Genomic DNA, 23,622 nt, shown 5'->3' with positions numbered 1-23,622 from the left:
ACGATTGGTATTAGAGGTAGAATAGATTTCCCTATATGAAAACGCAAGATCTGCAAGTATAGAAAAGAAGCTGACCCTTATGGATCAGCTCCTGATGGTAAAAAGAAAGTAAATAAAATGCAACATTCTGAAAAATTCTATTAAAAACTTTCGATTAGTAAAAAACCATAGGAACTTTTTAACGATTTAAAGGTTAAGCACCAGCACTTTATCGCGCAGCATCGAATCAATACTTCTGCCGATTCCCTGGACACCCTGTCCGGAATTCTTGACGCCGAGGAAAGGGAAGTGATCGGGTCCGCGTGAAGTTTTGCCGTTTACCTGGACCGTGCCGACATTCAGCTTGTCTGAAATAGAGAAGGCGTTCTCCAGATTTTTGGTGAAGACGCTGGCCTGCAGACCGTATTGGTTCCGCTTTTCCAGCGCAATCGCTTCTGCTTCATTCTCTACCCGTATAAAGGGAAGCACCGGGCCGAACTGTTCTTCCCAGGCGATATCCATCTCTTTGGTGACGTGGTCCAGAAGAGTTGGGCCGAGAAGGTTCTTTTCCCTCTTTCCTTCGAGAACGAGTGCTGCTCCTTTCTCCTGGGCATCCTGAATCAGGCTGGTCACAAAATCCGCTGATTTCTGATCGATCATCGGCGTCACATCAGCATCTTCGCTGGATCTGCCTACTTTGAGTCTGGAGACGATGTCTGTTACTTTTTCGATCAGCGCATCGGCAACGCTGTCCACGACCATAACACGCTTGATTGCCGTGCAGCGCTGTCCGGAATAGCTGAGCGCACCGCTGACTATTTCTTTGGCTGCTTTATCCAGATCGGCATCTTTCAGTACAATGGCGGGATCTTTTCCGCCAAGCTCAAGCACGACGGGAATCATCGATGCTTTTTTCGCAATATGTTTTCCGGTGGCAGTTCCTCCGGTAAACGTAATCATATCTATGAGAGGGTGGGTAACGATAAAATCACCAATCACAGAACCTCTTCCCGTGACGACGTTTAATACGCCCTCCGGCAAACCGGCTTTCACAAGGGCTTCCACCATTAACAATCCGCTGATTGATCCCTGTGTTGCAGGCTTAAATACCACGGTGTTACCTGTAATCAGGGCCGGTGCTATTTTGGACGCTGCCAGATTCACCGGGTAGTTAAACGGCGAGATAGCCAGCACGACACCGTGAGGCACTTTCTGTACCATCGCTTTTGTCTGCTTCGTAGCACCGGGAAAGGCATCTCCCTGAATAAAGCTGCCGTGTGTCCGCAGGCCTTCTTCGGCCGTATGGCGGATCAGCTGGGCGGTGCGCTTGACTTCACTTTTTCCTGCGGAAAAGGTCTTGCCTACTTCTTTATGAATCATTTCCCCGATCTCATCGGTCATCTTTTCGAGTTCTTCTGCCCAGCGGTGAAGAAGCTCCGAACGTTCATGGCCTTCTTTGGCTTCCCACGTTTCCTGCATGTCGGCCGTTTGTTGAATCGCCTTCCCGACTTCCTCCTGGCTTAAAGAAGGAACTTCCCCTACGATTTCATTATCATCCGGAGAGTAAATTGGTACAGTTTCTCCACTGCTGCTTCCCATCCACTTGTTGTTAAGTAAGGTGTAAAACATGTTCTCAGCTTGACGTACTGTCATATTCTGTTCACACTCCGTTAATTTTTTTAACCTGTCGAAGGTTAATGTTATTTAGTAAATCATGTGAAAGCTCTTTCAAGCAAGTTTTTTTAATTAAAGACACGGGCATTCTACTGCAAATTTATAGTGAAATGCTGTTCTATATATGACGGGAGCTCCATTTATGGAATGTCGAAAAGGAGGTTAAAAAAGGATCATCGTCGTAAATAATACCGAGCGAAGTTATCGTTAAAAAAATTGATTTTTCTTTTCAGCACAATTGTGTGAATGCTAGAAGAAGGAGACGTTGTCAAAATTGCTCCCAAGGTAAAGCACTGGCACGGCACGACCCCGGACAGCTGGTTTACGCATATAGCTATCAGCACGAATGTACAACAGGGAGATGCAGAATAGCTGTCTCCAATGATAGACAAAGAATACAATAATATTCAACAAGATTTTTAAAACGATCGGAAAGAGTTAAATATAAAAGTGTTCTTAAAAGTACGATTTTACAAACAAAGAGGAAAAGAAGAGGCTTATTAAAGCACATATTCTTTTCTTTTTTGATAGCCATTTGGGAAACACAAACCTATCTATCCAATTAAAGGGAATTCATGTATCCTTTTTATTATACGTTGGTTAGGTGGGGATCGATATGTCAGGAAAAAAAATAGCGGTTTTTATTTTCAGAGTGGGCATGGTCCTTGCTTTAATAGGTTTGATTTCTGATTCTGTTAGCTATAGTTGGGTAATTATAGGTTATAGTATGGTGTCAAAAAAGTTTATTTTTTTAGATGGGATAGATAGGTTCTTGTCGAGGTAGACAGGTCGCCTGGTCCTTCCTTGCATCTTCACGACTAGAAGACCTGGCTTATTTAACGACCATAAGTTGGCGCTGTTCCAAGACTATAACTTCGATAGAAAGAAAGTTTCAACTTCCTTCAAAAAGGGAAAGTGATTACTACTATTTCTTTCATATGGCTGCCCACCGGCAGCGATACCTGGACACTAGCGCTAGTGTATACGCCGGCAAGAGACCCCTCCGTCTCCTGCCGGCTTTTTTACGTTCTATATTATGTGGCTATGCCTTATACAAAACAAGAAAGGAGGTAACGGGTGGCTGCGAAGTACAAGCCGGCCTTATGTTTAGAAAATGGAAAAATGAAGTGTTGGGTGATTGTTATGCGATGCGATGCAGATGGTCCATGGTTTCCAAAAAAGAAAAAAACAAAAAGAAAGATGAAGGGGGCTTTTCCAACGGGCGTTTCGATCGGAAAAGAAAGGTTGGGAAAGTTTTGTTTGCGATTTACGACACTCTTGAAACATATCACCCCTATGAATTAATTCTAGAAGAAACAAGGTATACCGTTGGTGTTACAAGGTAAGTAAAAGAGAAACGGAGGGTCAGGGTTTTTTATCGCAAAAGGTCACTTGAGTGACGCAAAGCGCCTCTACTCCTTATAACGTTTGACAAAAGAATCTCTCTGTGGCGAGAAAAAATTCCTGCCTCATATCCATTTTTAGTAGAGTAATAGGAAAAATGAAGGCATGCAATGAAAGGATGAATTCGTTGTCTATAATGGAGGAAAAAGGTATGACCGATTCGATAAGCAAACAGACCGATATCGCCGCCTATATAGGGAGAGTACTGCGGGACCATTTTGGAAAAGGACCGACGTCTGTGCATGTCACGCTGGAGCCGCCCTTCCTGTTAATGCATGTGCAGGGGTTTTTAGCCCCAATGGAAGAAATTTTAGTCCAACAAAAGGAAACCCAGCGGGTGGAAGAAACCCGGCATATTCTCATGGAGCGATTACGGCCGGAAATAAGCCGACAGATCGAGCAGATCACGGGGGAAAGTGTGCAGGAAATGTATTTTGATTGGAATCTTCATCAACGTACAGGCGTGCTGGTCGGCCTCCTGCGTGCCGAACGGTCGGACGCACGCCCCCTGTGGCCAGCTCATTTGGATCAGCAGGCGTTTGAGCAAAGGATCATAGAAATGAGCGAATGGGGCCAAAAAATACCCGCTGTGACGGAAACATTTTGGCTGAGCGACCACCTGATTTTGATTAAGCGGACGGGCATTTTTGTCCAGATTGAAAAAGAGCTGATTGAAGGAGGCTACACGGAAGTGCTCCAGCGCGTCAAGCGTCCGATGGAACGACGTATGGTGAGCCAGGCTCGATTGGAGGCATTCCTGGACCGGCCGATTCTCGATACGTTTCTGGACTGGGATTTTCAGGGCGATAAGAGCTTGATGGTGCTGGCGTTGCAGCCTCCCCATCAAAATCGAAAGCAAATGTGACCGGTTATGTACCAAGAGAGAAGATGACGAAGAGATTACCAAACGCACGTCGGGGATCCGATCGATTTCCGACGTGTCTTTTTGAAGATAGAAGAGACAGGAAAGAAGGTGCCGCTCTTTCAGGTACAAAACGTTGTTTTACTTTTCTTCCAGCCACTGTTCTTTGTCGATTTCTTCTTCTTTTTCTATTTTTGGACAAAGGTATTGTTCCAGTTCTTTTATAATCCGAGCCTGTTGCTCCCTAATTTTTATCACTTCTTTTCCCTTTTCACCTCTTTCTTCTTTTGTCATCCGAACAGACTGGTCCTCTAAGTTTACGATGAGAGGACTCCCTTCATTGTCGGGATAAAGAGTGATTCCCATTTCTTGAAGGATGGCCTGCTGTTCATCTTCTAATTGATCTAATACTTCCAGTCGGCTTCGGTTCGTTGTGCTATTTTTTCTGGATTTATTTTGTGGACGAATATCTAGTATTTTATCTAAGGCGGCTAGGCGTTTTTCGAATGTCATAAAGCTTCCCTTCTTTTTTGTTTATTTTATGTATTTCTTGTCGAGCGTTATGTGGTCTTTTTTTTGACAGCCAAAGAGAAAAAGGCGTGTCTTGTTTTTCTCTAAAACCTATGATTGCTCTATATCTCCATTTATAAAAACGAAATAACCTATTTTACAACTTTTCATTTGTCTAGTGCGTTTATTATATTTATCAAAAAAGTGGGTACTGTTAATGGAAGATAATCAAGCCAAAAAAAGATCGCTTTCCCACAAGGAAAGCGATACCCAAAAATATGTTTGCCTTGTTAAAGGGAGGATGGAGATAATAATATGATACCCTGAATTTTTCATAACAAACACTAAATTCAAAATTTTTTGCAAACTAAGTGAGTGCTGATGAAGCCAGAGGGGATAAAAAGGGGGATTTCATTTTATTTCTATTCACCCACTCATCCATGTGTTGGTACCAAAGATAGAAAGATAAAGATTGGATAAATAGATCTAATCATCATTAACTTCATATATGACCGGCTGTAATTAGAGGAAATAATGCTTACTAATAAGTCGAGAAAGGCGAATAGGCCTTTTTCGGCTTATTTTTTAGCTTTTTATATCTGATAGATGCATGATAAGGGTGTCTTTTTATGTATGTATACTTTTGTCTCTGCCTAACAAAAGACAGCGGAGTACTAAGAATGTTATTCTACATTCTTTATCACAGATTTTTCTATACGTTCTATAAAAATTTGCTCAACTTCCTTCTTGATTAGTGTAGGAAAAGAGTTCGTTGGTATATACTAAAAGTGAAAGGGGCAAACAAAGGTTCCTTCTCATTGAAGTGATCACATGTCTGTTTCCCCGGGGGGCAGGCATGTGATTTTTTGTTTAGAGGTTTTTAGAAAAAGGTAAATATAATAAAGGCTCATTTTTGAAAGGAGACGCCTTGGATGCCTATAAACGAAAAAAACGAACAGCAGGCAGCAAAACGACTAGGAAAAATGTTTCAAACGCAGTTTGGGAAAGGTCCTGAAAGCATCTACGTAATGATTACCCCCCCTTTTGTAACGATTCATTTACAAGGGTTTCTGGCTCCTATGGAAGAAGTATTACTGCATCAGGACAAGCAGCTGCAGCTGGAACAATTACGCGAACAGATGATGATTAAAATTCTCCCTGTTATTCAGCAGATTGTGGAAGAGGAAACCGACGAGACGGTGCTGGACATGTATTATGATTGGAATTTTCGGAAGAATAAGAAATGTACGGGGATGGTGTGGATTGCACTTGATGTTTCCCCGGAACAGCTGGATACGTTTTCCTGGCCCCAAGAATTAAACGAAAACATGTTTCTTCGTGAGATTATTGCGCTCAGCAAAAAAGTGCAGAAGGAACCGGTAGAAACCAATCTATTTTGGCTAAGTCCCCGATTGATTTTAGTGGAACGCATTGGTATCTTTGTTGAAATTGAAAATGCATTAATCGAACAAAACTACGGGGAAACGTTAAAAATTGTGAAGCGGCCGCTGGAAAAAAATTTATTTGCCAAGCACGTACTGGAAAGCCTGTTACAGCAGAAAATTCAAGAAACATTTGTCGACTGGCACTTTCAGAAAGACAAAGGCTATTTACTGATTGGGTTAGAAAAACCGCAAGAAAACAAAAAAGAAAAAAACCAAAATTAGGTTGATATTATAAGTGAAGTAAGATATAACTAAAGGAATCAAGAAAACAACGGCTCGGCCGTTCTATAAAATATGGTTCTGACAACAAACAAGGACGTTTGTTTTCCAAGCCACATCTCCTTCCCAGGGCAGATGTGGCTTTTTTCATGGAATAATAAAAAGGAGTAATAACTATGACACCCTTCGTTTTTGTCCATGTTGTTCAAAACAATGAAGTATTAGTGGGCACAGTAGAGGAAATTGAGGCTGTCACAGGAGAGGTAATGGACCGTTCATTTAAAGATATGCAAAAGCTGGTGCAGGCTCTCCAGCTTTATCGTTCTCAGGAAATAATTATTACGTTCCTCTCTTATCCTTCCGTTTTACAAGAGGAATGGGAGAAAGATGCTTGTACCTTAGAAAAAGCCTTCATCTATGTAAATCACACTAACATAGGCGCTAAGCTAAAATAAAAAATGATTTATGATTAGCTTTTCTTTCATAAGGAAATATTATTTGTATAGATGCAAAACATACGGCGCGGTCGTTCTATAAACCTATGGTATAGTCAGCAAACAAAAACGTTTGTTGCCCAAGCCACACCGCCTTTCGAAGGCAGGTGTGGCTTTTTTTATAGACTATTACGGAAATTGACGTACTGCCAGGGGAACCTCGTTACATGCAGCTAACCCCGACACCAAAATTACAGCAGTTAGCTCAAGAACATCATCCAGGGGATATACAATGATGGCGTGGAATAGCGTTCTGATTAAATTGATTTACGTCTATAACAGCCATGATGATTTTATCTTTGTTTTCTTTTCTGATGCGGCTTCTAAACAAATCGATGAATTGGGAAAGGGAACGTTTACAGGGGTTACGATCGGCGAATCTTTTCACCTGGAAAATCACCGGTTAGAAGTATATAACATGAATATCACCTACATGAAAAAGGAAGAAAAAGGATCCCCGTTAGAAATGGAATGGATCACGTATTATGCCAAATCAAGAAAAAGAAAAATACGGACTCAAGTCACCCTGTAAATTTGGTTTCAACTGATTTATTTTTTGTAGGTGATAAAAAAAGGAAGGTGCGATACCATGGCAACAAAACTACATGGGGTGTACAACACCGCACATGAAGCGAGAGAAAGCGTTGAATATTTGAAAAAGCAGGGCATGCGTCCCAGCAATCTGTCTATCGTTCTTAATGATAAAGCACGGGGAACCATTTTGTCCGAAGAGACAGACACGAATATTCAGGTAGAAGATCATCAGCAGCCAAACAAAGAAAAACATCGTTTTATGGACAACATAAAGGAATCTTTCTCTGGGGCGTCGGAAGATATCGAACCCGAAGGCCACACCAAAGCTACATTGATCCGATTAGGCCTTTCAGAAGAAGAAGCGCTTCTTTATATCGAGGATATTGACAGCGGAAATATAGTGGTACTGATCCATGCGGACAGCCCGTATACTGCCAAAGACAGAGGCTAAAACCAGCTGCACCGCCGGATAGGAAATCTAGGTAGAGAGAAGAACTCTGAATGACCCCCGTAATTTCGAATAGACATGCAGACTGTATGATTGAAAAAAGGAGGTTCCACATGAATACTACCCCTTTGGTAGCATATCTTTGCCGCAGGCAGAACCAGGAAATTATCGTCGGTACATTAAGTGATCTCAAACCATGGCGGGAACAAGGGTACCAGCTTGTTTGTTTTATGAGGGAAGAGGAACTCTATGAGGCCATCTCCCCCTATCACCTCAGGGAATGGATTATTACAACCGTCTCCTTTCTACCAGTCGTGCAAAAACGACTTCAGTTGCTTATTAAAACAAAAGAATCGAATATCGTCCCTCCTCATTCCCTATTTTTAAATCCTCTACATCATGTACGGAAGAAGAAGGGATTCTTTAACCAGGATAATCTGTCTAAGCGAGTAACAGGATTATAAGTTGGTTCTCGGAGAAAAGAAGTTCTTATCTAGTTTGGAGTGTTTAAATCCCTCCTCAAATAGAATGTATTGGTTCCATTGATTGATATATGATCTGAAAAAAGCAGAATGGCACGATGGGAAGATAAGGGAAGTAGCATGATCAGTTTAACAACGTATATGGTCATAGTTTTTATTATCCTCATTTTGATAGTACGTGGTACCATCATGCTAATGAATTGTATTCGTGATAAAAAATGATAAAAAGAAGATATTGTATTCTTTCATGAGGGAAAAGCTTTCACCAGTATGATTTTATTTTATATAAACCCCACCGGCGGGAATCGCTGAATAATCGTGCTAGTGACCATGTCGGTAAAAGATCTCTCTGTCCCTTGTTTAGTTTTTTACATTTCAGGAGAGATGGGACTGACTTATCAAAAGAAAGGAGAGAAAACATGGCTGCGAAGTACAAATCAGCATTGTTTTTAGAAAATGGGAAAACGAAATGTTGGGTGATTGTTATGCGCTACAAACGTTCTATTGTTTCTAAAAAAGAAAACGACGAAGAGAAAAAAGAATCTTCTAGCGAATGTTCAGCATGCAAAAAGACTTCTGGAAAAATCATGTTCGCGATTCAAGACGCTCTTGAAACACATTATCCCTATGAACTAATCATAGAAGAAATAAGGTATACCGTTGTTCTACACAAAATAAGCAAAAAAGAAACCGATAATCAGGCTTTTTTTATCGCAAAAGGTCATTTGAGTGAGGCAAAAACCCTTACTCCTTATAAAGTATTGTAGAAAAAGCTTTTCATCGCAAACAAAGATAACCTCTTCCGTCCGATATTATATTTTAATTGACTGGATATATATGAAGGGAAAGGTACAAAAGAGATATGTCATTGTATTTTATTCAACGACAAATACATGGGTTGGAACCAAGAATGAAAATAAAGAAGGGGAAATGTTAATCGTTTAGTGAAATATTGTTCCTTCACATGTTATTTGTAAAATGCCTTCAGCTTACTAGTGGACGCAATATTGATATACGTGCCACCCCAGTCTCCAGCCTGGACCCACGTTATTAGAATAAAGCCATGGTCCCGTAAATAAAAAATGCTTTCTTTTGCCTTTTCCTGTTGAAAAACGCTTAAATACATCCAAATATCAATGTCTGGTTGTTTCAACATAGAAGAGACGTGGGAGCCCGTCCATTGGTCTAATAACATAAGGCACGTGTCTACGTTTATTCGTTCGCTATCGTTTATGTGGTCTCTGTCTAGATCCTTAATGGTATCTAAAGACGTAGCTTTGACATAATAGGTGATAGATTCCAATGTGATGGTTTTCGTGCCGTGCTTGTTTTCGAGGTAAGAAAGAATAGTATTAAACACCTGGAAGCCCTGTTCTCCAAGGATAAATACGTCTCCTTTTTGAAACCCGGGAAAAAGAGCTACATTTAGTGCCGTTTTCAGCAGAGCGACGGTATTACTAAAAATCAATAGATGCAAATAAGGGTCCTTGTTTTCGGCGTATACTATACGTATAAAAACAGATTCAGAAAGCACGCCTTCACTCCTCCTGTGTACTACTTGATATATAATAATTTCGACGCAGGAACAAAAACCCCCTTTATTTACATGTTGAGGACATATAAGGTTGATCGTATAGGAAAAATCTCCTTTTATAAACAATCATTTATGTTAAAGATGCAGATCAGAAAACGTATCCACAAAAGAGCTTTTGGACTTCATATCCAAAAGCTTTTATATTTATAGAATTTATAAATAGTGTCTTTCTTCCTTTCTCGTAAGTAGGAGTCTATTTTCATATAGTTTCCATAAAAAGTCGTCAAGAACGTTCTTTTCTCGACGACCTACCTTAAACTCATTATTCCTGGTCTTTTCCTATACGTTTTTCTCGTCAGCCTGACGAGAAGTAGCAGTTGAAGAATCCTTATTGGTTGAAGATGAATGGTCTTCTTGAGCAGCTTCTGTAGCTCCCTGGACATCCTCTTTGGCTCCCTGTATTTCTTCTTTGGTTTCTTGAACGGTGGTTTCTTTGACTTCTTTTAATTCCTCACCGGCTTCTTTGGCCGTTGAAGCGACATGTTCTGCTTGCTCTTTCACCTGTTGGGCCTGCTGCATGAGATCCTTTCCCTGTTTTTCATAAATCTCCTGAAGGCTTGTCGCGATGGTTTTAACAAGCGTTCCGACCCTTTTAGAACGGTTTTTGAGTTCTTCTTTATCGACCTGGTTATTCGCTTCTTTTGCTTTTTCTTTTAATCCTGATCCATCGCTTGTACTACTCGAACGGGACCTTTTTGTCAGCCACATAACGCCCCCTCCTATAGCTGCAATAGATAGCAGAGCTACCGGAGCTGTTTTTTTCTTTTTATCGGTTGGTGTCTTTTCTTGATTCATTGTCATTTGATTTCCTCCTTTAGTTATTTAGCAGATAAGTGTTGGCATCATCCATATAGAGAAACATGGGTGACCGTGAGATCTATAGCTTTTCTTCTGTTTTTTATGCTTTTACCGTTTAGAAAGGAACTAAAACCTTTTTCCTGTTTTATAAGAAACACAGGCATAAGATCCGTAGATAGATCCTCTTTTTGAAGCTTTGTTGCCTGGAGGAAGGCAATGCAGAGCGCTGATGATGACAGCAACAGGAATAAAGAATCTAAGAAATGATAAGAAGAAGGGGAGGAGATTTTAAGCGTTCAGGCTTTTTTTGCAGGAAAGAACGAGAATGGAATATATACCCGTAAAGGCCCAATTAAAAAAATAGGATGAATAATAGAAAAACATGGATGGAATCAGGCTAATGCCTGATAAAGAAAGGAAGGTATGATGAATGGCAAAAATATAAAGTTTTATCGTCAAAAAGACCAGTTATCTTTGTCTGACTTAGCTCAAAGAGCCAATATATCCGTATCTTATTTGAGCACACTGGAAAAAAACAAAAACGCTAATCCAGGTCTTTTACTCTTAACTAAACTTTCTGAAGCCTTGAAGGTCTCTATAGAAGATTTAATTTATGGACCTTCTCACCGTCGTATATAACTCCATAGCTTGTGAAGCGATAGTAATGATAGTGAAATATGAAAAGATAGTTCCCGCCTCCATCAAGACACCTTTCCTATTTCGCAAGCCGGGAGACATGAAGCGAAGCCAATTTTTCTTCTAGGGAGGAGGACGGCGTCAAGTGACGATAATGTTCTCTTAGACGAAGAAACGCTATTTCTAGTTGCCTCTACTACGTCGAAGTGGAGGTGTTTTTAAGAGATACATATAAAGGCCAAAAACAGGAAATGCGGGAGGATCATGAGTAAGATAACGTCCAGTCCAATAGGAAGATAAAAAAGAGAGTAGAGGTGCATCGATAGCCTCTACTCTCCTTTTTATTAGGTACTAATAAATTGGATTATGTTAATCATCAGTAAAAGAGGAGCACTTATTTACATATCTTTTTTGATATTTAAGTTGCATCTCTTTTTCTAGTTACTGATACGGATTAGCGGTAACACCCAATATAGAGGCGCGGATCATAGTAGAGTCTTCCAGCGGTTGAAGATCCTCTACGCTTCCCGTAACCACTGCGCCAATGACTTCTACATTTTCTTCCTTTAGGGGGGAGTCCTCTTCCGTTAGATTGTCATGAATCCGTTCGTATTCCCCAATATATTTCCCATTTTCGATACGTAATCCCGTTTCAATCGTATCAATAAAACCTTCTGTTTCCATGGACGCATCAAATCCGTAAATTTGTGTGGCCAGTTCAGGAGCTCCACTTCCGTTCTGCTCTTCGATTCCTTCGTTTTTACGATCTATATCAGCAGCGGAGTACGTATCGGTCCAATACCATTTCACATTGATTGCTTCCGGCATCGCGTCTTCAATCTCGGAAGGGCTGTAGGTCTGATCGAAGGATAAAGCTACTTCCGCTGCGGTGTCTTCCGGATAGTTTTCCAGCTCCTTTACACCATTAGCTAATTGATCATACGCTACCTTGGGGTGATAAAAGCTCATCATTCGTTGCTTGGTTTCCCGGTCATATACGTTTACTTGATCTTCGCCTTCTTCTTGCAGTTGAACAGGGGAATGACTGCCGGCGAATCCACTGACGCCGCCAAACAGGCTGTATGTCATGACCTCCTCACTCCAATCCACAGGAATCCCTTCGACTTCCTTGTATCGATTGAATCGCAGAATCCCTTCGAAAAAGCTATTGCCCTGCTGCTGGCTACCGGACTCCTCTACGTTTGGATTGGTGATCCTGTTGAATAACTCGATATCACGAATCGCGTTGGTTTCACTCCATCTCATCATAGAAAGCCAAGAAAAACCCACCAAAATAATCAAGAAAAACAAGACAGAAATGGAGATGAGGATATTTCGAATGATGCTTCTTCTACGAGCTTTTCCAATGATTTTTGAAAATGAATCACCGGAATTATTTGGATCGAACAGCTGGTCTAATTCATTTTCTTTAGGATTTTTCTTGTCTGCCATGGTCTCACTGCTCCTTTTTATACCGTTCTTTAAATGTTTGCCTGGCTCGAAATAAATAGGTTTTTACCGTTCCTGGATTTAAATTCAACAGTTCTGCCATATCTGCATAACTTAATTCCATCTCGTATTTGAGTAAAAGCAGCTGCTTTTGAAGGGGTGGTAATTGGTCAAGGGTGACCTGGATCTCTTTTCTCATTTCCCCTTGGGCAACAAAGTCTTCAGGCAGGAAGGATTCATCTACAAACTCCAGATGTTCAAAAGACGTCTGTATTTCCTTCTTCTGCCTGCGGCACACATCATAGTATTGATTGATCGCTACCCGGAACAGCCAGCTGTAAGCTTTCGCAGGCTCGATGGAATCAATGTATAACATTAATTTATATAACGACTCCTGAACAATATCTTCTGCATCCTTTGGGGCGGCCCCTATTTTTACTAAGTACTTAAAGATGATATCTGATTTTTTATGTAAAGCCCGGACAAATTCCTCCTGTGCATGCAAAAATTCCCCTCCCTTCATGTATAAGACTTTCATCCACCTAAAAAGTTAACACCCTTTTCGTATATTTTTGGCTAGTTCACTAAATAATTTGTTATATATGTATTTCATACGCAAGGGCGCCTGCCATCCGATTGGATTTGCTCCTCCTATATTCTTTACAGAGAATATAGAAAACCAGTTCCTTCTAAAATAAACACCTTTTCTAAAAACAGACGTCTGCAAATCAAAAAGAGAAGAACCTTAAAATAAAGTATCCTTCTATCATATTCAGCCTGTTTTTAGTTGATGGTAATTTAGAGGTCTACTTTAATGGGGTGTTCATATCTCTTTAGAAAGTGAACTTATTTTTCTATGGCTGTTTTAATGATAAGAGCTAATCGTCGAATGCCTTCCTGTAATTCGGAGTGCGAAGCATAAGCGTAGGACAAACGGATGTAGCTGCCGGAGGGTTCAGCATAAATACTTCCCGGATTCAACAACAGGCCGGCTTCCTTCGCCTGGGAAAACAACGAACGGGCGTCGATCGCTTGATGTAATTGAATCCAGATAAAGAACCCGCCCGTGGGAACGGTCCAGGTGGCATAAGGTGCTAAGTAGGTTTCTAGAGCCTGAACGAAAAGCGTTCGTCGGTAGATCAACGCTTCTCTTATCGTTGTCAGATGCTCCTCGTACAGGCCGCTTGTCAGCCATTCCGTCGCTGCATATTGCGACAGGCTGCTGGAGCCATAATCGGACTGCATTTTTAAATCGGCCAGCCGGTCGATGACGGCATCAGGACCCACCACCCAGCCAATGCGCAGACCGGCACTGAGAGATTTCGAAAAACTGCCCAGGTATAACATACTGCCCGTGGTGTCCCTTGCTTTTAGCGCAGGGGGAGGGGGTTCATCCAGCCACAAGTCTCGGTACACGTCGTCTTCGATCATCGGTAGCTGTTTTTCTTCACATACCGCACGAAGGGTCTTTCGACGGCTGAGGCTCATGAGAGAGCTGGTCGGATTATGGTAGGTAGGGTTCGTGTACAGCACGGAATGGCCGGGACGGAAGGGTACTTTCTGTAATGCCTCTAAGGAAAGACCCTCTCTGTCGATGGGAAGTCCTTTTAACTGGACCCCGGCCGACTGAAACACCGCCAGCGAATAGACATAGGACGGTTTTTCCACGTAAACGGTCGAGCCTTGCTGCAACAGGCCGACAGAGATAAGGTGGAGAGCCTGCAGGGCTCCCGAAACAATCAGAATGGAGGAAGGAGAGGCATTGATGCCTCTCTTTTTTAAATGGACGCTCACAGCTTCCCGCAGCTGCCGGTTGCCCTTTGGTTCTTCATAGCCGAAAGAGGTTAACTGATCGGACACGCGATGGAGGACTTCTTTCATTTGCTGTAAAGGAAACAGATCGGGTGCTAATTCCCCTTTACTCAGTTGAATCAAACGGGGATCCGACTCTGCCTCGTTAATCTCCTGTACTAACACACTGCTGGCCTGATGACCCCCAAGCTTGATATTTTTGTTCCAGGTGGAGGGCACGTTACCCTCCAAAAGGGTCCAGGTATTGTTGATCACTACCGTGGCCACGCCTGTTTTTCCTTGAATTAATCCTTCGGCAGTCAATTCCTCCAGGGCGGTTACGATCGTACTCCGGTTCACCTCAAATAGAAGAGCTAATTGCCGTTGGCTGGGCAGACGACTGCCGATGGTCCATTCGCCTTTTTTTATCTTATCCTTGATAAATGTCACGATGTGCACGTGTTTTGTTTCGTTCATTGATTTCTCCTTGTTATCTTCACAGGAAATTGGTTGGGTAGAAAATGAGTTCACCTGTTGAAGACATGTTGTCTCCTCCATATTATCATAAAACTATCGCTCATTCGCTGATACTAGTGGTTGGGTAAGAAGCAGAAAATAGGAGGAGGAAAACATGACACATCCAAACAAGGGCACGCTGTTTCTGGCGTATATCGTTACCATCTTTTTATGGGCTTCTGCATTTCCAGCCATTCGTGTGGCGCTGACGGCTTTTTCTCCTCAGCATCTGTCGTTACTCCGGCTGCTAATTGGTTCTGTTGTATTAGTCCTCGTCGCGGCCTGTCTTCGCATCTCCCTCCCGAAGGTTCGAGACTGGCCGGTGATCCTAGTCCTGGGAGGATTGGGGTTCAGCGTGTACCATACGGCCTTGAATATAGGAGAACAAACCGTCGAGGCTGGACCGGCCAGTTTATTGGTGTCTACAACGCCGTTGTTTGCAGCCTTTTTAGTCACGGCCTTTTTTCGGGAAAAACTGGGATGGATGAAATGGATCGGGGCGTTGATTAGTTTGGGAGGGATTGCGATGATCTCCTTGGAAGGCAGTGGCTCTTCGTTTACCTGGCAGACGGGAGTGTGGATTATTCTGCTGGCGGCGCTGGCAGAAAGCGTGTATTTTGTTTTTCAACACGCCTACTTAACAAAATACGGAGTCATCCCATTTACGATGTATGCGATTTGGGCCGGCACGTTATGGATGCTGATTTTCTTTCCTGGTCTCGGACAGGCGATAGGGGAGGCACCGTTAGAGGTTACATGGGTCGTGGTGTACTTGGGCGTCTTTCCGACGGTCCTGCCCTACTTTACATTAGCGTATTTGACGATACATTCCGGCGCCTCTGAAGCTACGAGTGCCCTGTATGTAACACCGGTGTTATCTTTTCTTCTGGCCTGGATCTGGCTGGGGGAAACACCAACAGTCGTCACCCTGATAGGCGGGGGCATTACCTTGCTCGGGGTCTATCTATCGCATAGCCACTTCCAGAAGAAAACAAAATCGGTGCCAGTATATGAATGAAAGCGAGCTTACCAAATAAAAAGACTGCACCACAAGGAAAGCGAGGAGGCTGTATATTGGTGTTCACTCCTTTTTCATTAAAGATTCTGTTAGTTATTAGTTAAAAACTTTTATTTGATTTTCTTTCATGGAGCTTTTTTTAGATGCAATTGCTTCTTTTTCAAACGCTGTTTCATGATATTTTCTAAAGCTTGCCGATCCTTGGTCGATGCAAAAAAACGAAACGGCAGAATGACGGCTCGATAAGGACCTATATAAATCAAATACTTATCCTTCCGCGTAAAGACTTCGTGAACATCGTCCCAATTATTTAGTTTATCTCCCTTATTGCTTTGTTGGATTAAAAGCTCTTCATTGATCACGTGCGTAACATCACGCCTTATGTAAGAATCGCCTTCGTAGTCCTTGTGGGCAGAGAAAGCCGTTAATCCCAACTGGGCGGCGCTATATAATAAAGCAACGACGATCGAATAGCTGAAAACGGGAAACGTATTCCTCACTATATCGGTGGAGCTGCTTAAATAGGTAAAAGAAATCAATAAAAGAAGAAGGAAGGCAAATGATTGAAAGGCCAGTCTTTTTCGTACATGAAACAAATAAAACATCATAAACTCTTTTTTGCTTACTTGACCGCGGCAGGTGACGCTTTCCATATCGCACATCCTAACTGGAAGTATATTTGGTTAGGTACCATTCTATAGAGTACATTCTACGTAAAAGGATATGTTATTTCAAAAGTCGCCTAGCAAAGAATCTTTTCGAATGATCGACTAGTGCGCTTTTTATAAGGACACACAGGGGAGAAGCACAAAAAACCAGAGAGACAAAAGAGAGCATGAACTGTATGAAATCATACGGAATAAACGTTTTGCTAGATATTAAATAAGGGAAAATGATTAGAGCTATAAGACTATCCTCGTTCAACATATTCAGTAATTTCCATATGTGGGATAATATATGTTCATTCGTCGTATTATGGATAGCTGGAAATTGAAAAAAGGAGAGAAAAAGATGCAGCGCCCAGTATTATTTTTTCCATTGGCTTTTTTGCTTCTCGCAGCGTGCGTCAATGAAGAAGAACCATCGTCTTCTCATGAGAGTTCCTCTCCTAAAGAGGAGGCAGAGGAACCATCTCCTTCGGCAGAACACACAAGCAATCCTGAAGAAGAACCAACAGAATACATAGGCTACAATAGTGGTCAGCCCTTATTCAAAATGAACAAGCCGGAGAATTTTGAAGTGATGCATGATTACTTTACGGATGTCGATGGTATAACGTTTACGTATCAACCAGAAGACATTGCTTATGTATCGGAAAAAGAATATGATACCTACCATTATGATCAGGAAGCAGTAATAGAAGTCTTTGCTTCAATGCGAGGTTTGGAAGACCCGGAGGCATTTTTGCAGCGAAACAAGACATCAACCAGCAGCGATTTTGCTGATGAAGGGGAAGCGTATGAAGTACTGGAGGCAGATAGTACCGACATGGGACCGTTCGCGTATGCCTTTCAATCGGACAAAGAACACTACAGAGAGATCGAATATTACGGTATGCACGAGGATATCATAGTTTTAGCAAGAGTACGTATTCCTCTGGAGACAGAGAAAATAGACCGGATTCAACTAGAGGCGCTCGAAGCAATCTCCAGCCTCACGTTCGATGATCCAGCTTCCTGGGAAAGCAGACCTGATAAAACGCGTGCCGTGCAGGAGGTCGTCTATGATCCCGTCGCAAACAATGAACCGGGCGCTGGCAGAGAAGACGGCTATTCGATAACACTCCCTGCTTTTCCGGACGAATTTGTACTGGAAGAAGCTTTTCCCGCAAGATTATATCGGGTGAAAAAAACTTATCCATCGTTGGAAAAAAAAGCGAAAACAAATGTTCAGGATTACGTAGAGACGGATACCAGATTCGAAGTGTTTCCCCAGGATTTACCGTCCCCCTATTTTTCAGAAAGCGAAATTGCTCAAGCCAATAAAGAAGCCTTAGCTAGGCTGTATCCCGAAGATAAAGTAGAAGAGGTAGTGCTGCTGGATTCTTCTTTTGATATGGGCGATTTTACGACAGGGGTTCGAGTGAAGATGGAAACGTATGAAGAATATTTGTTTGCGATGGAAACCGACCATCGCATTCATATTGCGCGCTACAATCTGTTTAATGAAAGGGAGGACTATGATGAATTAAAAGAGCTGTATGAAGAAGCGGTGGGGACGTTTCAATTGAATGCAGCACCATAACTCAGGTGATTCTTTTTGTTCTGAGAGGAGCTTTTTACTAGGTATGCAGAGGATCTGACGAGGGATAGAAATGATTATAGAAAGGAAAGCAAGCTCTATGAATACCATATGAATAAAGGGAGCGTTCATCTTTATGCGTAAGAAAAAATACATCTTTCTTCTTTTCTCTTTATGCTGCGGTACGGCTGCGCTTTCTCTTTTTATCGCGCTAATACATGATGTCTATGTATTTCCTGCTGTATTATTTTATTCGTTTCTTACCCAAGAGGCAATAGTTACCGTTTTGTTATTTCTTTTCCTCCTTTTTCTTCTGGTTTTTGTCTTTTCTTTGATAAATAATAAATATCTTCTTGTTTTTTTGGTGGTTACTGGATTTACTGGATTTTTCCTGTTCTGTTTAGCCTTTGCTCTTTCAATAAACAATAATGAAACGATCTTCTTTTCGTCTCCAGATAATCAATATCGCTTTGCTATAATGCAAAAAGATGTTCTACATCATACCAGACATGATATCTATAAGATACATAACTATCTTTACGCTGTACAAATTGCAAGCGTATCGACAAATGGACTGGAAGACTCGTTTTCTCGAAAGGACTATGACATTAGGTGGCGGGAAACAAATCAGTTCACCATTCAGCTTTCGCCTGGAGAAACGAAGCAGGAAATAACGATAAAACTAGGACCGATGAAACAGGCTTGGCAAAAATGAGGAAGAACAGAGCTATCCTGGCACGAAGCAGTTCATTTACCTGACTTTTGTTTTCTGGGTTGTAGCAATAAGTGGTGGGGGAGGTCCAGCGTATGAGAGAGTGTGTCTGTCAGGGAAGATTGACCAAGAAAGATTTCATTACATTTATTTTTTTAAATCGTAGAAAAGAATTGGCCATTCAGTTTCTTCTTTTATGGGCAACAGTATATTTTTTCTTGTATGTGGTGAATGGTTATTTATCGTTAGAATTTGAAACAGGATTGGTTTTATTCTTTTCTGTTGTAATTGTCGGCACTGTATTTTCTATATCTATGATGGCGTTGTATTTTCAAGCTGGAAAAAAGTATAAGGGGGATGCGGCAAGTGAAAAGCTGCATACATACTCCATCACTACATCTAAAATCATCCAATACAGGGAAGGGGAACACAACGAATATAGCTGGGAAGATGTATACAAAGTGGTTCGCACCTGGGATATGTTTTTGCTTTATATTTCAACGAATAAAGCTATTATTCTACCGTTTCATTTTTTTGAATCTGAAAAAGATATTCAAGAAGTAAAGACAATGATCGACTATCATTATAAGAAATAGATACCTTTGAAAGGAAGAATATATTGAGTAAGCGTAACGAAAGAAATAAAATATTATTTAAAAACCTTACACCGTCAGAAAAGTATCAAAGAATAAAAAAGGGCATTCCCTTTTTATTTTTATTAGGTCTAGCTCCTATTTTAATGGGTAATTTCAAATTTTCCTCTTTGATCTTATATACTATTTTATGGGCTATTGTTATTCCCGTCATTCTTTTACATTATAAAAAAAAGATGGGAAATGCGGGAAAATAGAATTTAAAGTAGCTTCATAAATTTTGTTCGTTAAAAAACGACCTCTACTATTGCAACAAATACTGGAGGTCGTCTTTTTATAACTGAAAATGGGCACTATCCTTATATGTAGAAGTTTTAGACACTTCGAACTTCTATATGGTGCTGAATTATTCTTTTCGTAAACTAGTTATCCTTACGAATCCATTCAAATGAATTTAAGGTGATGTCGTTAAATCGATCGTCAGGGTGGTGTCTTCATCTAAAGCATTTCCTTCTAAATCAGTAGGAGCTTTAATGTTCAAAGAAACTTCATTTAACTCAGCTGCTTCAGACTCTTGAACGGGGTATGTAATTCGTCTCGGAACTTCTCGCTCCTCAAGATATTGGATATCTACGGTGTCACTTAAATAATCATCTGGTTTTTGAATGATTTCTCCTTTACTGGTTTCCAGCGTGAGGTGGTCCGGGCTGAATAAGATATTTTCGTCTTTTGTAGAGACAAACAACATAAATGCTACTTGCTCCGATTCTTCATCGGAAGTGAGAACTTGTGCCTCTTCCTTCTCTACATCCGCACTTGAAACAATGATTTTCGCTACTTCTATAGAAATCGGTCCTGTTTCTATATCGGTAATATCTTCTTCCTGATAATAGGTGGAAATGGTTCCAAACTCCGTTTCTTCCACCTCGAGGGGTTCCAGCCGCCCATGTTCTGCAGAAGAGCAGGCAGCTGATATAAATGTTAGGCAGAGTATAGGTATCAATAGTATCTTCATCATAACTCCTTTGGGAAATGTTTTTTCGTTCAGCAGAACCTCAGTACAACATTCCCATAACCAGTAGCGTGAGAACCAGACTGGATAAGCCGATTCGAAAGAAATATTTTCTTCCGGCGAACATGGAGGCAATCAAGGTCATAATTGGAAAATAAATAAATCCTGTGTATATCAATAGAGAAAGACTTTGCCCAACGTTATTTTGAAACACTGACGCTGTCCATACAAGAAGGCTTAATGCAAAACTTATGATGGTGATTTTTTTCGCCCATTGACCTTTTTTTCGTTTCGGAGGAGCCCATTTTCTAGCTGCGAGAAGATGAAAATCAGGCTGGTCTCTCTTATCCTGATAATATAAAAAGGCGTCAACCAATTCCAAAGCGGCTTTTCCTGGAGGGGTCTTATCTCCTTTCGTGCCTTGAAGTTTTAAGATTTTTGCCTTTATTAAAAGGTCTTCCAACGTTTGCATTAATTCTTTTATCCGTTTTTCATGCTTTCCCCTAGCATTCATATGTTTAATGTGATGCTTTACATAAGGAATGTATAGTTGGTAAATCAGCCATTTAAGTATCACATTGAACTCTCCTATATATAAAAATAAAAGCAAGTTTATTCTTTATTTAAACGTAGAAGCCATCAAATTTTTCCTCCTAATAGTATAAAAAACGTCGAATACCGTGATTATGTAAACTTATTTTTACATGACTAAAAACAATATAATGAAGATACCTACAGTAACAAAAGGAGAGAGGTGCAGCGCCTTTTCTTTCGTTTGATCCTTCATCATAAATGTAGAAAGCATCGAAAAGATGAAAATATAAAGAAGGAAAAGAAAATAAGATAGGAATACTTACAATAAGAAACCGTAACTCTGGACTAAAGAATAAATGTCTGCCGATAGATCTATGAAAATAAAAACGACAAATGAGAGGACACCAGTGATGATGGTTACTAAAGGTACTCTACTCCATATGGGATAGTAGAGAAACGCTCTGTTTTTCTTTTGTTGAAAGAAAAAAAGGAAATAAAAACAAAGGATTACGACGGAAATAAAAAGCAGTAGTAAATAGACAGAATTTACGGCGGTGAAACTGCCATTTAACGGAGGTGCAGTTCCTTTACTCGAAAACGTTTCTATCACATAAAAATAGCTGAATAATATAACGATGACCAACGCTTGAAAAAGGGTCCATTTAGATAAAAAATTAATATTCAGCTCCATTCTGCATTGAACTAGGACTCGGGAAAGAAGGAAATAATGGCAATACCTCGTCCATTAATGGACATACGAAGTATGCTTGGTTTTGTAAATGGTTAAAATTTTGATGCTATCCGGTGAAGGTATTATGAATGGTTTTTAAGATGCAGTTGGTCTTTATTTACACGCTGTTTCAAGATTTCTTCAAATGCCTGCTTGTCTTTATTTGATTCAAAAAATCGATGAGGTAAAACCAGGGCTCTTCTAGGAGCTAAGTAAAGGATAAACATATCTGCAAACTCAAATACACGATGCATATCTGTCCAAATATGTTTTGCTTCTGCTCTATCATTTTGTTGAAACATAAATTCTTCATTAATAGAATAGGTATTATAACGCTTTGTATAGGGATCTGTTTGGTAACTTTTTTTTGCTGAAAAATACAGTGTACATATGGCTAAAACATAATATACAAGCGTAAGAATGAACGACCAAGAAAAGACAGCTAACCAAGAAAGAGAGTAGACATTAACCATATCCATCAATACCAAAAAAATAAAAAGAAGAAGGAAAAGGGGGATGGATGTTGTGACAAGTCTTCTTCGAGTATCAAATAAAAGGAACAAAGTATACTCTTTTTGACTTAATTGGCCATGAAATGTAACGTTTTCCATAGAGATCCTCCTAACTAAATTTAGTTATGTATCAACTAACGGTATGTATTCTACTTAAAATAAAGCTTTATTTCAAAAAAATAGTAAAAATCTTTTAGAAGTTTTATCTAGTATAGGCTATATGGAATAGACTCTTTTATTTATTTGTCCGTAAAAGTACACTTTTAAAAACAAAAAGGGAAAGAAAATGTAGAGTGACCCCATCATTTTAGACATGAAAAAACACCCCAAACATTAGATTTTACTCTAACTTTTGGGGTCACTACCGGCTGATGAAAGCACATCTTCTCTCCTTTGGTATGGGAAGACTTTTTGATAATTTATGATATGTAATAATATTGTTATTAATAAAAAAGCAGAACTACAAGTTCTGCTAAATGAAAAGTTATCCTTTTGGTTAATGTGGATCGTTTTCATAGGAATCTTCATCTCGAAATGTACCATCTTTGCCTTGAATACGATGCTTAGACTTACTCTTCTTAGCTTGTTCTTTGGAATACTCAATAGCCTCTTTTTTCATATTTTTATAATTCCCCCGTATAAAAACCAAGAAGAGAAGGGGAAAGACCACCAAAGGTATTATCTTATCCATAGTAAATCCATCGATCATAACGTAGAGTATAAATGCTGGAATAAATAAAATACCCATCAAAATATTTCGATTTAATTTTTCTTTACTCGATAAGTTTTTATAAAAAAACTTACTATTTTTTTTGTTCATTTTTTCATCTCCTAAAGCTTAAAGTGATTCATTAAAATCAACAAAAGACTACAACAATAACAAAGTCTTAATTTTTTAGAGAATATTGAAGATAATAAAAATAGAATAATATTTTAATCCATAAATTAATAAGAATTACTTAATTATGGTAATTACTGTTTATTATATCATTTTTCTTCAAACTCAATTCTTCTTAAATTTATGTTTGTAAAAGTACCCTTTTAGGAACGGTGAAAATACAAAGAAAAAGAATCAATATGAACGTCTGTAAAAGTGTTAATTTACTTTACGGTCGTTTTTTCTTTTGTCTGTACATTTATGAACGGAAACGGTATCTTTTCCAGAGAGAATGTGAAAAGAGAGGGGGGCATATGGAACATCGGCACTAGGCATACATAAAAGTGAGCTGCAAAGATCAAAATGAAGGACGACAATTGCAAGAAATGAATGACACAAAGGCATCTGAAAACGAGTATTTTTATAGACGAAGTCAGTAGGGGTATGTTCAGAGAGAAAATATCAGCTCTTAAAACGGATGCTTCGAAAAGAGGAGGAGCTATACATCCATTCACTATTTCTGGAGACTGCATTTTTGAAAAGAAGAAATGAGCAATG

27 protein-coding genes are annotated in these 23,622 nt (G+C 40.1%); 15 read left to right on the top strand and 12 right to left on the bottom strand.

The features are described 5' to 3' along the window. Nucleotides 1-186: 186 nt before the first annotated feature. Nucleotides 187-1,632: an NADP-dependent glyceraldehyde-3-phosphate dehydrogenase gene (locus ATL39_RS15070; protein WP_120194196.1), complete on the bottom strand. Its 1,446-nt coding sequence runs from the start codon at nt 1,630-1,632 to the stop codon at nt 187-189. Nucleotides 1,633-1,899: 267 nt separating this feature from the next. On the opposite strand from ATL39_RS15070, the gene ATL39_RS15065 reads away from it, so the two are divergent. From ATL39_RS15065 to ATL39_RS15055, 3 genes are all read left to right on the top strand, one after another. After that, complete coding sequence (locus ATL39_RS15065) at nt 1,900-2,025, top strand: cupin domain-containing protein (protein WP_425453034.1); 126 nt, start codon at nt 1,900-1,902, stop codon at nt 2,023-2,025. A gap of 776 nt (nt 2,026-2,801) precedes the next feature. After that, on the top strand, nt 2,802-2,999 hold the full coding sequence (locus ATL39_RS15060; protein ID WP_170146955.1) for a hypothetical protein: 198 nt from the start codon (nt 2,802-2,804) through the stop codon (nt 2,997-2,999). 209 nt (nt 3,000-3,208) lie between these two features. Beyond that, nucleotides 3,209-3,922 carry a Na-translocating system protein MpsC family protein gene (locus ATL39_RS15055; RefSeq protein ID WP_170146954.1) on the top strand — a complete coding sequence of 238 codons (714 nt, stop codon included), beginning with the start codon at nt 3,209-3,211 and terminating at the stop codon, nt 3,920-3,922. Nucleotides 3,923-4,060: 138 nt separating this feature from the next. On the opposite strand, the gene ATL39_RS15050 is transcribed toward ATL39_RS15055, so the two are convergent. Next, complete coding sequence (locus ATL39_RS15050) at nt 4,061-4,432, bottom strand: hypothetical protein (protein ID WP_120194193.1); 372 nt, start codon at nt 4,430-4,432, stop codon at nt 4,061-4,063. 929 nt (nt 4,433-5,361) lie between these two features. Between ATL39_RS15050 and ATL39_RS15045 the strand changes: the two genes are divergently transcribed. The 6 genes from ATL39_RS15045 to ATL39_RS15020 all read left to right on the top strand — a co-directional run bounded on the left by ATL39_RS15045 (nt 5,362) and on the right by ATL39_RS15020 (nt 8,818). Further along, nucleotides 5,362-6,096, top strand: a complete 735-nt coding sequence (locus ATL39_RS15045) for a Na-translocating system protein MpsC family protein (RefSeq protein WP_120194192.1) — start codon at nt 5,362-5,364, stop codon at nt 6,094-6,096. 173 nt (nt 6,097-6,269) lie between these two features. Next, the gene (locus tag ATL39_RS15040; protein WP_120194191.1) at nt 6,270-6,548 is read left to right on the top strand and encodes a hypothetical protein; all 279 of its coding nucleotides are present in this window, start codon (nt 6,270-6,272) and stop codon (nt 6,546-6,548) included. 271 nt (nt 6,549-6,819) lie between these two features. Further along, on the top strand, nt 6,820-7,119 hold the full coding sequence (locus ATL39_RS15035; protein WP_120194190.1) for a hypothetical protein: 300 nt from the start codon (nt 6,820-6,822) through the stop codon (nt 7,117-7,119). A gap of 57 nt (nt 7,120-7,176) precedes the next feature. Next, nucleotides 7,177-7,572 (top strand): general stress protein, encoded by a 396-nt coding sequence (locus ATL39_RS15030; RefSeq protein WP_120194189.1) that lies wholly within the window; start codon nt 7,177-7,179, stop codon nt 7,570-7,572. Between the two features lie 110 nt (nt 7,573-7,682). After that, a complete protein-coding gene (locus ATL39_RS15025; RefSeq protein WP_120194188.1) occupies nt 7,683-8,033 on the top strand; it encodes a hypothetical protein in 351 nt (116 codons plus the stop codon). Between the two features lie 437 nt (nt 8,034-8,470). Then, nucleotides 8,471-8,818 carry a hypothetical protein gene (locus tag ATL39_RS15020; RefSeq protein ID WP_120194187.1) on the top strand — a complete coding sequence of 116 codons (348 nt, stop codon included), beginning with the start codon at nt 8,471-8,473 and terminating at the stop codon, nt 8,816-8,818. 200 nt (nt 8,819-9,018) lie between these two features. Here the strand turns inward: ATL39_RS15020 and ATL39_RS15015 are convergent, their stop codons facing one another. Both ATL39_RS15015 and ATL39_RS15010 read right to left on the bottom strand, forming a co-directional pair. Beyond that, nucleotides 9,019-9,585: a hypothetical protein gene (locus ATL39_RS15015; RefSeq protein WP_120194186.1), complete on the bottom strand. Its 567-nt coding sequence runs from the start codon at nt 9,583-9,585 to the stop codon at nt 9,019-9,021. Nucleotides 9,586-9,924: 339 nt separating this feature from the next. Continuing rightward, nucleotides 9,925-10,446 (bottom strand): hypothetical protein, encoded by a 522-nt coding sequence (locus ATL39_RS15010; RefSeq protein WP_120194185.1) that lies wholly within the window; start codon nt 10,444-10,446, stop codon nt 9,925-9,927. A gap of 420 nt (nt 10,447-10,866) precedes the next feature. Here ATL39_RS15010 and ATL39_RS15005 point away from each other — a divergent pair, with 420 nt between their 5' ends. Beyond that, nucleotides 10,867-11,082, top strand: coding sequence for a helix-turn-helix domain-containing protein (locus ATL39_RS15005; protein ID WP_120194184.1), 216 nt, complete (start codon nt 10,867-10,869; stop codon nt 11,080-11,082). 438 nt (nt 11,083-11,520) lie between these two features. On the opposite strand, the gene ATL39_RS15000 is transcribed toward ATL39_RS15005, so the two are convergent. The 3 genes from ATL39_RS15000 to ATL39_RS14990 all read right to left on the bottom strand — a co-directional run bounded on the left by ATL39_RS15000 (nt 11,521) and on the right by ATL39_RS14990 (nt 14,796). Continuing rightward, nucleotides 11,521-12,531, bottom strand: a complete 1,011-nt coding sequence (locus tag ATL39_RS15000; protein ID WP_120194183.1) for an anti sigma factor C-terminal domain-containing protein — start codon at nt 12,529-12,531, stop codon at nt 11,521-11,523. Nucleotides 12,532-12,535: 4 nt separating this feature from the next. After that, nucleotides 12,536-13,033, bottom strand: coding sequence for an RNA polymerase sigma factor (locus ATL39_RS14995; RefSeq protein ID WP_211326999.1), 498 nt, complete (start codon nt 13,031-13,033; stop codon nt 12,536-12,538). Nucleotides 13,034-13,374: 341 nt separating this feature from the next. Then, nucleotides 13,375-14,796 (bottom strand): aminotransferase-like domain-containing protein, encoded by a 1,422-nt coding sequence (locus tag ATL39_RS14990; RefSeq protein WP_120194181.1) that lies wholly within the window; start codon nt 14,794-14,796, stop codon nt 13,375-13,377. A 154-nt stretch (nt 14,797-14,950) separates the two neighbouring features. Between ATL39_RS14990 and ATL39_RS14985 the strand changes: the two genes are divergently transcribed. Beyond that, nucleotides 14,951-15,853: a DMT family transporter gene (locus ATL39_RS14985; protein WP_120194180.1), complete on the top strand. Its 903-nt coding sequence runs from the start codon at nt 14,951-14,953 to the stop codon at nt 15,851-15,853. A 125-nt stretch (nt 15,854-15,978) separates the two neighbouring features. On the opposite strand, the gene ATL39_RS14980 is transcribed toward ATL39_RS14985, so the two are convergent. Then, nucleotides 15,979-16,506, bottom strand: a complete 528-nt coding sequence (locus ATL39_RS14980; RefSeq protein ID WP_170146952.1) for a YcxB family protein — start codon at nt 16,504-16,506, stop codon at nt 15,979-15,981. Nucleotides 16,507-16,864: 358 nt separating this feature from the next. On the opposite strand from ATL39_RS14980, the gene ATL39_RS14975 reads away from it, so the two are divergent. The 4 genes from ATL39_RS14975 (at nt 16,865) to ATL39_RS14960 (ending at nt 19,656) form a co-directional block, all read left to right on the top strand. Beyond that, nucleotides 16,865-18,097, top strand: a complete 1,233-nt coding sequence (locus ATL39_RS14975) for a hypothetical protein (RefSeq protein ID WP_120194178.1) — start codon at nt 16,865-16,867, stop codon at nt 18,095-18,097. Between the two features lie 133 nt (nt 18,098-18,230). Continuing rightward, nucleotides 18,231-18,809 carry a hypothetical protein gene (locus tag ATL39_RS14970; RefSeq protein WP_120194177.1) on the top strand — a complete coding sequence of 193 codons (579 nt, stop codon included), beginning with the start codon at nt 18,231-18,233 and terminating at the stop codon, nt 18,807-18,809. A gap of 92 nt (nt 18,810-18,901) precedes the next feature. Beyond that, nucleotides 18,902-19,402, top strand: coding sequence for a YcxB family protein (locus ATL39_RS14965; protein WP_120194176.1), 501 nt, complete (start codon nt 18,902-18,904; stop codon nt 19,400-19,402). Between the two features lie 23 nt (nt 19,403-19,425). After that, nucleotides 19,426-19,656, top strand: a complete 231-nt coding sequence (locus ATL39_RS14960) for a hypothetical protein (protein ID WP_120194175.1) — start codon at nt 19,426-19,428, stop codon at nt 19,654-19,656. A 197-nt stretch (nt 19,657-19,853) separates the two neighbouring features. Here the strand turns inward: ATL39_RS14960 and ATL39_RS14955 are convergent, their stop codons facing one another. The 4 genes from ATL39_RS14955 to ATL39_RS14940 form a co-directional block, all read right to left on the bottom strand. Next, on the bottom strand, nt 19,854-20,417 hold the full coding sequence (locus ATL39_RS14955; RefSeq protein ID WP_170146951.1) for a hypothetical protein: 564 nt from the start codon (nt 20,415-20,417) through the stop codon (nt 19,854-19,856). 37 nt (nt 20,418-20,454) lie between these two features. Further along, nucleotides 20,455-20,988: a hypothetical protein gene (locus ATL39_RS14950; protein ID WP_120194173.1), complete on the bottom strand. Its 534-nt coding sequence runs from the start codon at nt 20,986-20,988 to the stop codon at nt 20,455-20,457. A 770-nt stretch (nt 20,989-21,758) separates the two neighbouring features. Then, entirely contained in the window at nt 21,759-22,286 is a 528-nt protein-coding gene (locus ATL39_RS14945) for a YcxB family protein (protein ID WP_120194172.1), read from the bottom strand. A 397-nt stretch (nt 22,287-22,683) separates the two neighbouring features. Next, nucleotides 22,684-23,007, bottom strand: coding sequence for a DUF2188 domain-containing protein (locus ATL39_RS14940; protein WP_120194171.1), 324 nt, complete (start codon nt 23,005-23,007; stop codon nt 22,684-22,686). Nucleotides 23,008-23,622 lie beyond the last annotated feature (615 nt).

The sequence above is a fragment of the Sinobaca qinghaiensis genome, assembly GCF_003610495.1.
In the GTDB taxonomy this organism is placed as follows: Bacteria; Bacillota; Bacilli; order Bacillales; family Marinococcaceae; genus Sinobaca; species Sinobaca qinghaiensis.
The sequence above is the reverse complement of the archived record's forward strand: the minus strand, read 5'-3'. Positions and strand labels throughout refer to the sequence as shown.

Excerpts from the sequence above, each read along its gene's own strand:
- ATL39_RS15070 (WP_120194196.1), bottom strand. The coding sequence starts at position 1,632 with ATGACAGTACGTCAAGCTGAGAACATGTTTTACACCTTACTTAACAAC.
- ATL39_RS15065 (WP_425453034.1), top strand. The coding sequence starts at position 1,900 with ATGCTAGAAGAAGGAGACGTTGTCAAAATTGCTCCCAAGGTAAAGCAC.
- ATL39_RS15060 (WP_170146955.1), top strand. The coding sequence starts at position 2,802 with ATGCGATGCAGATGGTCCATGGTTTCCAAAAAAGAAAAAAACAAAAAG.
- ATL39_RS15055 (WP_170146954.1), top strand. The coding sequence starts at position 3,209 with ATGACCGATTCGATAAGCAAACAGACCGATATCGCCGCCTATATAGGG.
- ATL39_RS15050 (WP_120194193.1), bottom strand. The coding sequence starts at position 4,432 with ATGACATTCGAAAAACGCCTAGCCGCCTTAGATAAAATACTAGATATT.
- ATL39_RS15045 (WP_120194192.1), top strand. The coding sequence starts at position 5,362 with ATGCCTATAAACGAAAAAAACGAACAGCAGGCAGCAAAACGACTAGGA.
- ATL39_RS15040 (WP_120194191.1), top strand. The coding sequence starts at position 6,270 with ATGACACCCTTCGTTTTTGTCCATGTTGTTCAAAACAATGAAGTATTA.
- ATL39_RS15035 (WP_120194190.1), top strand. The coding sequence starts at position 6,820 with ATGATGGCGTGGAATAGCGTTCTGATTAAATTGATTTACGTCTATAAC.
- ATL39_RS15030 (WP_120194189.1), top strand. The coding sequence starts at position 7,177 with ATGGCAACAAAACTACATGGGGTGTACAACACCGCACATGAAGCGAGA.
- ATL39_RS15025 (WP_120194188.1), top strand. The coding sequence starts at position 7,683 with ATGAATACTACCCCTTTGGTAGCATATCTTTGCCGCAGGCAGAACCAG.
- ATL39_RS15020 (WP_120194187.1), top strand. The coding sequence starts at position 8,471 with ATGGCTGCGAAGTACAAATCAGCATTGTTTTTAGAAAATGGGAAAACG.
- ATL39_RS15010 (WP_120194185.1), bottom strand. The coding sequence starts at position 10,446 with ATGACAATGAATCAAGAAAAGACACCAACCGATAAAAAGAAAAAAACA.
- ATL39_RS15005 (WP_120194184.1), top strand. The coding sequence starts at position 10,867 with ATGATGAATGGCAAAAATATAAAGTTTTATCGTCAAAAAGACCAGTTA.
- ATL39_RS15000 (WP_120194183.1), bottom strand. The coding sequence starts at position 12,531 with ATGGCAGACAAGAAAAATCCTAAAGAAAATGAATTAGACCAGCTGTTC.
- ATL39_RS14990 (WP_120194181.1), bottom strand. The coding sequence starts at position 14,796 with ATGAACGAAACAAAACACGTGCACATCGTGACATTTATCAAGGATAAG.
- ATL39_RS14985 (WP_120194180.1), top strand. The coding sequence starts at position 14,951 with ATGACACATCCAAACAAGGGCACGCTGTTTCTGGCGTATATCGTTACC.
- ATL39_RS14980 (WP_170146952.1), bottom strand. The coding sequence starts at position 16,506 with ATGGAAAGCGTCACCTGCCGCGGTCAAGTAAGCAAAAAAGAGTTTATG.
- ATL39_RS14975 (WP_120194178.1), top strand. The coding sequence starts at position 16,865 with ATGCAGCGCCCAGTATTATTTTTTCCATTGGCTTTTTTGCTTCTCGCA.
- ATL39_RS14970 (WP_120194177.1), top strand. The coding sequence starts at position 18,231 with ATGCGTAAGAAAAAATACATCTTTCTTCTTTTCTCTTTATGCTGCGGT.
- ATL39_RS14965 (WP_120194176.1), top strand. The coding sequence starts at position 18,902 with ATGAGAGAGTGTGTCTGTCAGGGAAGATTGACCAAGAAAGATTTCATT.
- ATL39_RS14955 (WP_170146951.1), bottom strand. The coding sequence starts at position 20,417 with ATGATGAAGATACTATTGATACCTATACTCTGCCTAACATTTATATCA.
- ATL39_RS14945 (WP_120194172.1), bottom strand. The coding sequence starts at position 22,286 with ATGGAAAACGTTACATTTCATGGCCAATTAAGTCAAAAAGAGTATACT.
- ATL39_RS14940 (WP_120194171.1), bottom strand. The coding sequence starts at position 23,007 with ATGAACAAAAAAAATAGTAAGTTTTTTTATAAAAACTTATCGAGTAAA.